At 52.8% G+C, this 7428-nt stretch carries 8 protein-coding genes, 10 tRNA genes and 1 rRNA gene; all 19 read right to left on the bottom strand.

Annotated features, from left to right (window positions below):
- A 16S ribosomal RNA gene (locus EVJ23_RS11170) occupies positions 1 to 63 on the bottom strand; the annotation flags it as partial.
- A gap of 101 nt (positions 64 to 164) precedes the next feature.
- Positions 165 to 241: transfer RNA gene (locus EVJ23_RS11165), tRNA-Ile, on the bottom strand.
- Between the two features lie 10 nt (positions 242 to 251).
- Positions 252 to 328: transfer RNA gene (locus EVJ23_RS11160), tRNA-Arg, on the bottom strand.
- A gap of 1 nt (position 329) precedes the next feature.
- A tRNA-Leu gene (locus tag EVJ23_RS11155) sits at positions 330 to 417 on the bottom strand.
- A 30-nt stretch (positions 418 to 447) separates the two neighbouring features.
- Positions 448 to 523: transfer RNA gene (locus EVJ23_RS11150), tRNA-Lys, on the bottom strand.
- Positions 524 to 532: 9 nt separating this feature from the next.
- A tRNA-Gln gene (locus EVJ23_RS11145) sits at positions 533 to 604 on the bottom strand.
- A 7-nt stretch (positions 605 to 611) separates the two neighbouring features.
- Positions 612 to 687 (bottom strand) — tRNA-Asp (locus EVJ23_RS11140).
- A gap of 23 nt (positions 688 to 710) precedes the next feature.
- Positions 711 to 786 (bottom strand) — tRNA-Val (locus EVJ23_RS11135).
- Between the two features lie 4 nt (positions 787 to 790).
- A tRNA-Glu gene (locus tag EVJ23_RS11130) sits at positions 791 to 865 on the bottom strand.
- A 32-nt stretch (positions 866 to 897) separates the two neighbouring features.
- Positions 898 to 989 (bottom strand) — tRNA-Ser (locus EVJ23_RS11125).
- Between the two features lie 9 nt (positions 990 to 998).
- A tRNA-Asn gene (locus EVJ23_RS11120) sits at positions 999 to 1073 on the bottom strand.
- Between the two features lie 220 nt (positions 1074 to 1293).
- A complete protein-coding gene (locus EVJ23_RS11115) occupies positions 1294 to 3432 on the bottom strand; it encodes a Tex family protein (RefSeq protein ID WP_236633534.1) in 2139 nt (712 codons plus the stop codon).
- A 66-nt stretch (positions 3433 to 3498) separates the two neighbouring features.
- Positions 3499 to 4299: an RNA polymerase sigma factor SigB gene (sigB, locus tag EVJ23_RS11110; RefSeq protein WP_070329225.1), complete on the bottom strand. Its 801-nt coding sequence runs from the start codon at positions 4297 to 4299 to the stop codon at positions 3499 to 3501.
- Positions 4265 to 4741: an anti-sigma B factor RsbW gene (gene rsbW, locus EVJ23_RS11105; RefSeq protein ID WP_070329224.1), complete on the bottom strand. Its 477-nt coding sequence runs from the start codon at positions 4739 to 4741 to the stop codon at positions 4265 to 4267. The genes sigB and rsbW overlap by 35 nt, the downstream gene beginning before the upstream one ends.
- Positions 4738 to 5064 (bottom strand): STAS domain-containing protein, encoded by a 327-nt coding sequence (locus tag EVJ23_RS11100; protein ID WP_016510528.1) that lies wholly within the window; start codon positions 5062 to 5064, stop codon positions 4738 to 4740. The genes rsbW and EVJ23_RS11100 overlap by 4 nt, the downstream gene beginning before the upstream one ends.
- Positions 5065 to 5204: 140 nt before the next feature.
- A complete protein-coding gene (locus EVJ23_RS11095; protein WP_016510516.1) occupies positions 5205 to 5555 on the bottom strand; it encodes a type II toxin-antitoxin system PemK/MazF family toxin in 351 nt (116 codons plus the stop codon).
- A gap of 5 nt (positions 5556 to 5560) precedes the next feature.
- Positions 5561 to 5839 carry a hypothetical protein gene (locus EVJ23_RS11090; protein WP_070329223.1) on the bottom strand — a complete coding sequence of 93 codons (279 nt, stop codon included), beginning with the start codon at positions 5837 to 5839 and terminating at the stop codon, positions 5561 to 5563.
- A 128-nt stretch (positions 5840 to 5967) separates the two neighbouring features.
- Positions 5968 to 7044: an alanine racemase gene (gene alr / locus EVJ23_RS11085; RefSeq protein WP_131466016.1), complete on the bottom strand. Its 1077-nt coding sequence runs from the start codon at positions 7042 to 7044 to the stop codon at positions 5968 to 5970.
- The gene (acpS, locus tag EVJ23_RS11080; RefSeq protein WP_070329221.1) at positions 7022 to 7399 is read right to left on the bottom strand and encodes a holo-ACP synthase; all 378 of its coding nucleotides are present in this window, start codon (positions 7397 to 7399) and stop codon (positions 7022 to 7024) included. Before acpS ends, alr begins: the two co-directional genes overlap by 23 nt.
- Positions 7400 to 7428: the final 29 nt, after the last annotated feature.

The raw sequence follows: 7428 nt of genomic DNA, 5'->3' as shown, positions 1-7428 counted from the left end.
GACTTGCATGTATTAGGCACGCCGCCAGCGTTCGTCCTGAGCCAGGATCAAACTCTCCAAAGAATTTGATATAGCTCTTGAAAATGACGAAGCTTGCGCTTCAATCAAAACTTGTAAAACTTTTTTTGCCTCATCGTTCAGTTTTCAAAGTTCGTCAGTTAAGATGGTGGGCCTAAGTGGACTCGAACCACCGACCTCACGCTTATCAGGCGTGCGCTCTAACCGGCTGAGCTATAGGCCCATAATAAAAATGGTGCACCCTGAGAGATTCGAACTCCCGGCCTTTAGATTCGTAGTCTAACGCTCTATCCAGCTGAGCTAAGGGTGCATGGTGCGGTCGAGAGGACTTGAACCTCCACGGTGTTAACCACCACTAGGCCCTCAACCTAGCGCGTCTACCGATTCCGCCACGACCGCAGCGTAATTAAATGTTACGAGGAATAAAAATGGTGAGCCATGCAGGGCTCGAACCTGCGACCCTCTGATTAAAAGTCAGATGCTCTACCAACTGAGCTAATGGCTCAAATATAAGCTGGGCTGGAAGGGATCGAACCTTCGCATGTTGGAATCAAAATCCAATGCCTTACCACTTGGCTACAGCCCAACGTAAATGGCGGTCTTGACGGGATTTGAACCCGCGATCTCCTGCGTGACAGGCAGGCATGTTAACCCCTACACCACAAGACCAGTATACGCGCTTAAATTTGAAATGGTGGAGGATGACGGGATCGAACCGCCGACCCCCTGCTTGTAAGGCAGGTGCTCTCCCAGCTGAGCTAATCCTCCGAAATGGTGACCCGTACGGGAATCGAACCCGTGTTACCGCCGTGAAAGGGCGGTGTCTTAACCGCTTGACCAACGGGCCATTTATTTGATTGATGTTTTCTAAAAAGTAAGTGGCGGAGACGGAGGGATTCGAACCCTCGCACCGGTTTCCCAGCCTACTCCCTTAGCAGGGGAGCCCCTTATAGCCGCTTGGGTACGTCTCCAAAATAAAATGGCTCCGCAAGTAGGATTTGAACCTACGACCTACCGGTTAACAGCCGGTTGCTCTACCACTGAGCTATTGCGGAACGTTGCTTGAATTTTTCAAAGTAACGATTTAAATTGTAACCGCAAACCCGAAACGTGTCAATCACTTTTTTAGAAAAGCTTTAATTTTTCATGCCGCGCTCTTGGCGACCTCTATAAGATATCACGGTCAAAAACGACCGTCAACACTTTTTAATAAAAAAGTTGAGCAAAATGAAACCACTTTGCTCAACTCCGACTTTCTTCTTACTAAATATTGATTTATTGTTTTTTAGGCTCTAGCATCGTCAGGCTGATCCGGCCCCGGTTGGCATCGACTTGCTCGATCCAGACGGTGACGATGTCCCCGACCGCGACGACGTCGAGCGGATGTTTGACGTAACGGTTCGACAACTTCGAGATGTGGACGAGCCCGTCCTGTTTGACCCCGATGTCGACGAATGCCCCGAAGTCGATGACGTTGCGGACCGTCCCTTGGAACTCCATCCCGACCTGCAAGTCTTCTAAGTTCATGACGTCCGTCCGTAAAAGCGGCTTTTGAATATCCTCACGTGGATCACGGCCCGGTTTGGCAAGCGACTTCAAGATGTCTTCGACCGTCGGCAGTCCCGCCTCAAGCGTTTCGCTGAGCACTCGGGCATCGACCGATTTCAACCGATCTCGCAACTCGGCCGTGCCGACCGCTGCTTTCGAGACACCGAGTTCCTTCAATAGAGATAACGTCAACTTGTAACTCTCTGGGTGGATCTCGGTTTGGTCGAGCACGTCGCTCCCGTTCGTGATGCGAAGGAAGCCAGCCGCCTGCTCATACGCCTTCGCCCCAAGACGCGGCACTTTCTTGATTTCTTTGCGGGTATTGAAGCGCCCGAACTCATCACGATACGCGACGATATTTTTTGCCGTCGTCTTATTGAGGCCCGATACGTACGTGAGCAACGACTCGGAAGCCCGGTTCACATCGACACCGACCATGTTGACGACGCTCTCGACGACGAACTCGAGTGAGCCTTTCAATTTGTTTTGACTGACATCATGCTGGTACTGTCCGACCCCGACCGATTGCGGGTCGACTTTCACAAGCTCGGCCATCGCATCTTGGATCCGACGGGCAATCGATACAGCCGAACGTTCTTCGACTTTCAACTCCGGGAACTCAGATCGCGCAATCTCGGAAGCCGAGTATACGCTGGCACCGGCTTCATTGACGATCGCGTACGCGATCTCACGCTCGGCCGTCTTCAGCCAGTTCGAGACAAATTGCTCGGTCTCACGTGAGGCGGTCCCGTTGCCAATGACGATGACGGAGATCGGATAGCGTTTCACAAGAGATGAGAGCACTTTTTCTGAACCGGTCACGTCATGCTTCGGCGCCGTCGGATAGAACACGCCGACTTCTTCGACTTTCCCGGTCTCGTTGACGACGGCCCACTTACAGCCGGTCCGGTAGGCCGGGTCAATACCGAGCACGACGACTTCACGGAGTGGCGGCTGCATATAGAGCTGCTTCAAATTCTTCGCGAAGACGTCGATCGCTTGTTCTTCAGCCGTCTCGGTCAACGAACTGCGGATTTCACGTTCGATGGCCGGGAAGACCGATTTCTTGAACGCGTCCTTTATAGCGAGCGTCACGACATCCCGTTTCTCGGTCGGAAGACGATCCAACTTACTGATTGCTCGTTTCAAGAACAACGTCTCGTCAAAGACGAGCTTCACTTGGAGCACGTCGGTCCGCTCACCCCGGTTCAACGCGAGGATGCGGTGCGGCACGATGCCGACCACTTTCTCCTCGTAGTCGTAATACTGGGCGAACACTTCTTTCTCATCTTCTGCCGCCTTTTTCTTTTGGGACCGGAGGAGTGCCTCGTTCCGCACTTTCGTCCGCAGCGTCTGGCGGAGCGCTGCCTCTTCCCCCCACTCTTCCCCGATGATTGCTTGTACGAACGGAAGCGCCTCTTCTAGCGCCAGTTCACCCGCGAGTCCCTCCGCTTGTTGCACCGAATAAGCAGATACTTCTCGGAACCAGTCGGCGAGCGGCTGCAGCCCCTTCTCTCGTCCCTGCTCGGCTTTCGTCCGGCGCTTCGGACGATACGGCAAGTAGATGTCCTCGACTTGTTGGAGACTCGTCGCGACCTCGATGGCCCGTGTCAGCTCCGGCGTCGCCTTCTCGAGTTCTTCGAGTTTTGCGAGGACGTCTGTTTTCCGTTTTTGGAGACTCTCTTCGTATTGGAGCGAGTCGAGGATCGCTTTGATCTCGACTTCGTCCAAATTCCCCGTCATCTCTTTTCGATAGCGGGCCATGAACGGGATCGTCGCTCCATCCGACGCAAGTTGTTGTACCGTCTCGATTTGACTCGTATTCAGCTTTAATTCGTTCGCAATCTTCGTAATCAATCGAATCACTTCCTTTTCTCTTCTCTATTGAAGTGTAGCAAACTCTGTAGAAGACGACAAAAAAACGATGACCGTTTAGTCATCGCTTGAGAATACTTCGTTGAGTGGGACTTTGATGGCCTCACGCAATTTCTCGAGCGCGCGTCGTTGTAGACGTGACACGTGCATCTGGGAAATACCGAGGAGTTCGCCCGTCTCTTTTTGACTCATGTTTTTATAGTAAGCACATTCCAAAATCGCTTGTTCCCGCTCGTTCAAGACGCTGAACGCCTTTTCGAGAATGAGGCGCTGGTCGACTGACTCATACCCACGCTCTTGGCTGCCGACGAGGTCGAGCAGTGTGACCGTGCTGCCTTCATTGTCCGCTTCAATTGAGCTGTCGACCGAGAGCGCTTGATAGCTCTTGCCCATCTCGAGCGTTTCGAGAATTTCTTCATCGGAAACGCCAAGGTATTCGGCGATCTCATCGATGCGCGGTGACCGTTGCAGTTCTGTCGTCAGCTCTTCGACCGTCTTCTTGATTTTCGGTCCAAGCTCCTTGATCCGACGCGGCACGTGAACGCTCCACGTCTTGTCACGGATGAAACGCTTGATTTCACCGATGATCGTTGGAACGGCGAATGATTCGAAGCTGCGTCCGAACTCCGGGTCGAAACGGCGAAGTGCGGCGAGCAACCCGATCATCCCGACTTGCACAAGGTCATCATGGATGGCCCGGCCACGCGAGAATTTTCGAGCGAGCGCTTCAACAAGGTCTGAGTATCGGTTGATGAGGAGCATCTGGACTTCTTCGTTTTGATCGTCCTGTTGATAGCGCTCAATCCACTCTAATACTTCATCATCACTGTGATGGCGTTGTTGAGATTTTGCTGGCACTCTGATCCACCTCGTCCCTGTTAAGGAGTTTCGTCATCGTCACTTTGACACCGTTGTCCTTGTTGATCGAGACGTTATCCATTAACGCTTCAATGAGGAAAAGACCGAGTCCCCCTTCGTGAAGCGATTCGATTTCTGCCGTCTCCTCGACCGGAGCCGCTTGGCGTTTCACGTCGTCCGCGAACGTCTTGCCCGAGTCTTCGATCGTCATCTCGAGGCGGTCGTCGTGGACGCCGCACGTGAGCTTCACTTCACCCTCTTGGTCTTCATAAGCGTGCTGAACAGCGTTGCCACACGCTTCCGAGACCGCGATTTTAATATCCTCGATCTCGTCGTACGTATATCCCATACGGTTAGCGATTCCTGAGACGACTAAACGGACCACGCCGACATATTCCGGTTTGGCCGGGAACGTCATCACCGTCTGTTCGATGTTACTCATTTCGTGCCACCTCTTACGTTTGTATTGATCGACAATAACTTGTCTAGGCCTGTCAATTCAAAGAGACGGTTGACGCGATCGGTAACGCCGACGAGCGACAACTCTTTCTCGTTACGTTTGGCAATTTTAAGTGCGCCGACGAAGACGCCGAGACCTGTTGAGTCCATATAGTCGACTTCGTCCAAATGAACGATGACATCTTGTTCCGTAATCGCCGGGTGCAAGACCTCTTTCAATTTTGGTGCCGTATATGTGTCTACCTCTCCAGAAACGTAAAGGTGTAATTGTTCTCCAATGACTTGCTCGCGAATCGCTAAATCCATTGTATATTCCCTCCTAATGTTACGCATAGAAAAATTGAGTACGATTAATCATATTTCCCTTATTTCAGGATTTGAAACCACTTTTATCGATCTTTTTGAAAAAAAACCGATACCCATGTACCGGTTTAGTTATATGTAAGCTAGAGCGGGATTAATCCCATACTGATCTCTAGCGCTCGGTCAACTTTGTGCATCGTCTCATCATCGAGATGAGTGACTTTATCCGTCAGACGACGCTTATCAATCGTTCGAATCTGTTCAAGCAAAATCACGGAGTCTCGTTCGAGGCCGTGTTTGACTTGATATACTTCCACATGAGTCGGCAGTTTTGCTTTCTGGATCTGAGCCGTAATCGCAGCGACAATGACGGTCGGGCTAAAGCGATTGCCGATATCGTTTTGAATGACGAGAACCGGACGAACTCCACCTTGCTCTGAACCGACTACGGGCGACAGATTCGCATAAAACACGTCACCACGCTTTACGATCACTCCGCTCACACCCCGCTTACTTGACGTAAGAGAGCATGTTCGGCTTCCGTCTCAATCATCAGCATCTCTTCTGCCATATTCAAATTAAACGCGGCCATCTCTTGATAGCCTTTCGCCAATTCTTCACGCAGTGCTTGTTGTCGATCAGCAATTTCCTTAGACAAGTACGTCACTACATCGTTCAATGACAGTGATTCACGATCTTTCATCGAAATCGGACTCACATGCTGCGAGAACCGATCTGGAACGGACACTAGAGCACCCGCAGTTCGCTGTTTCAACATCTTGCACCTCCAGAATCGTTTCGGTGATTGGCGGAATTTTTCCCGCGTTCTTTATCAATATAACACGCAAGAATGGGAAAATATAGAGGATTCACGAAAGAATTCAGATAATTTCACACGTTTATGATTTACACGTAGCGCCGTGGCAATCGACTCGTCAATTGACAAACGACCTCGTAATTGATGGTCCCGAGGTGTGCCGCGAGTTCATCGATGGCGACCGCCCCGCCGATCAACGTGACGACGGTGCCGACCGAGAACTCGTGCGGAAGGCGGATCATGAAGCGGTCCATGCACACCCGTCCGACGATCGGGCAACGCTCGCCCTCGACGTCGACTTCGAAGCCGCTCGCCTTGCGGATCCAGCCGTCGGCATAACCGACCGGTACCGTCCCGATCCATTCATCGGCCGTCGTCGTGTAAGTCGCACCGTAGCTGACCGTCTGCCCGGCTTCAAGCGTCTTCACTTGCATGAGTCGGCTCTTCAATGTGAACGCCGGTTTCAAGAACGCATACGCCGACGCCATCTCGCTCGATGGGTATAACCCGTACAGCGCGATGCCGACACGGACAAGGTTATAGGGAACATCTTCTCCGGCCATCCGGATCGCCCCGGCCGAGTTCGATGTATGAATGTAGCGGAAGCGCGGGATGAGTCCGTCGATCAACTGACTGAACCGCTTTTGTTGCTCGTAATAGAGCGGACTGTCCGGTTCGTCGGCCGTCGCGAAGTGTGTATAAATCCCTTCGACGTCAAAGCGGTCGTCGGCTGCGTCGAGAAGTGCGTCAAGTTCGGCCCGCGTCCGCAAGCCGAGACGTCCCATGCCTGTGTCGACTTTGACGTGGACGGTGAGCGGACGCTCGGTCATATACGCTTTCGCCTCACGTAACCAGTCGGCCGAGAACACGGAGAGCGTCACATCATGCTCGGCCGCGACTCCGGCGTATTCTGGGAATTGTGCTTCCATGACGAGGATCGGGGCGGTGATACCGGCGTCTCGAAGCTCGATTGCTTCTTCAAGCAAGGCGACTCCGAGCATCGTCGCCCCGTTTGCGAGCGCGATGTTCGCGACCTCAACGGCCCCGTGCCCGTAGGCGTTCGCTTTCACGACCGCCATGAGCGCTTGCGGGATACGTTTTTTGATTTCGATGATGTTGTGGGCGATCGCCGCCCGGTCGATTTCAATCCAACTTGGACGAAACATGGTGATCCCCCTCTTCAATGATGACTTGTGCGACGGCGTACCGTTCGCTATGGCTAATGCTGACATGAATCCGGCCCGGGTGAGGCGCCGTCATATGCGGGCGTCCCGTCTCGTCCGGCAATATTTCGATCTGCTGCCACGACAAACCGCGGGCGATGCCTGTCCCGACCGCTTTGGCGTAGGCTTCTTTCGCCGCGAACCGACCGGCGACGAACTCGATTCGGCGTTCGTCTGAATACGTGAGGGCAAGCCCGCGCTCTGCCTCCGTAAGCACCCGGTTCATAAAGCGAGGTTGTTCGATCGAGCGAGCGATCCGTTCTAGCTCGACGATATCGATTCCGATTCCCGCAATCATAGGACACTCGCTCCTTTCCTTTTTCACTC

The organism is Exiguobacterium sp. SH1S1 (assembly GCF_004337245.1).
In the GTDB taxonomy this organism is placed as follows: Bacteria; Bacillota; Bacilli; order Exiguobacteriales; family Exiguobacteriaceae; genus Exiguobacterium; species Exiguobacterium aurantiacum_A.
Note: the sequence above shows the minus strand (reverse complement) of the source record. Positions and strands in the feature narration are given on the sequence as shown.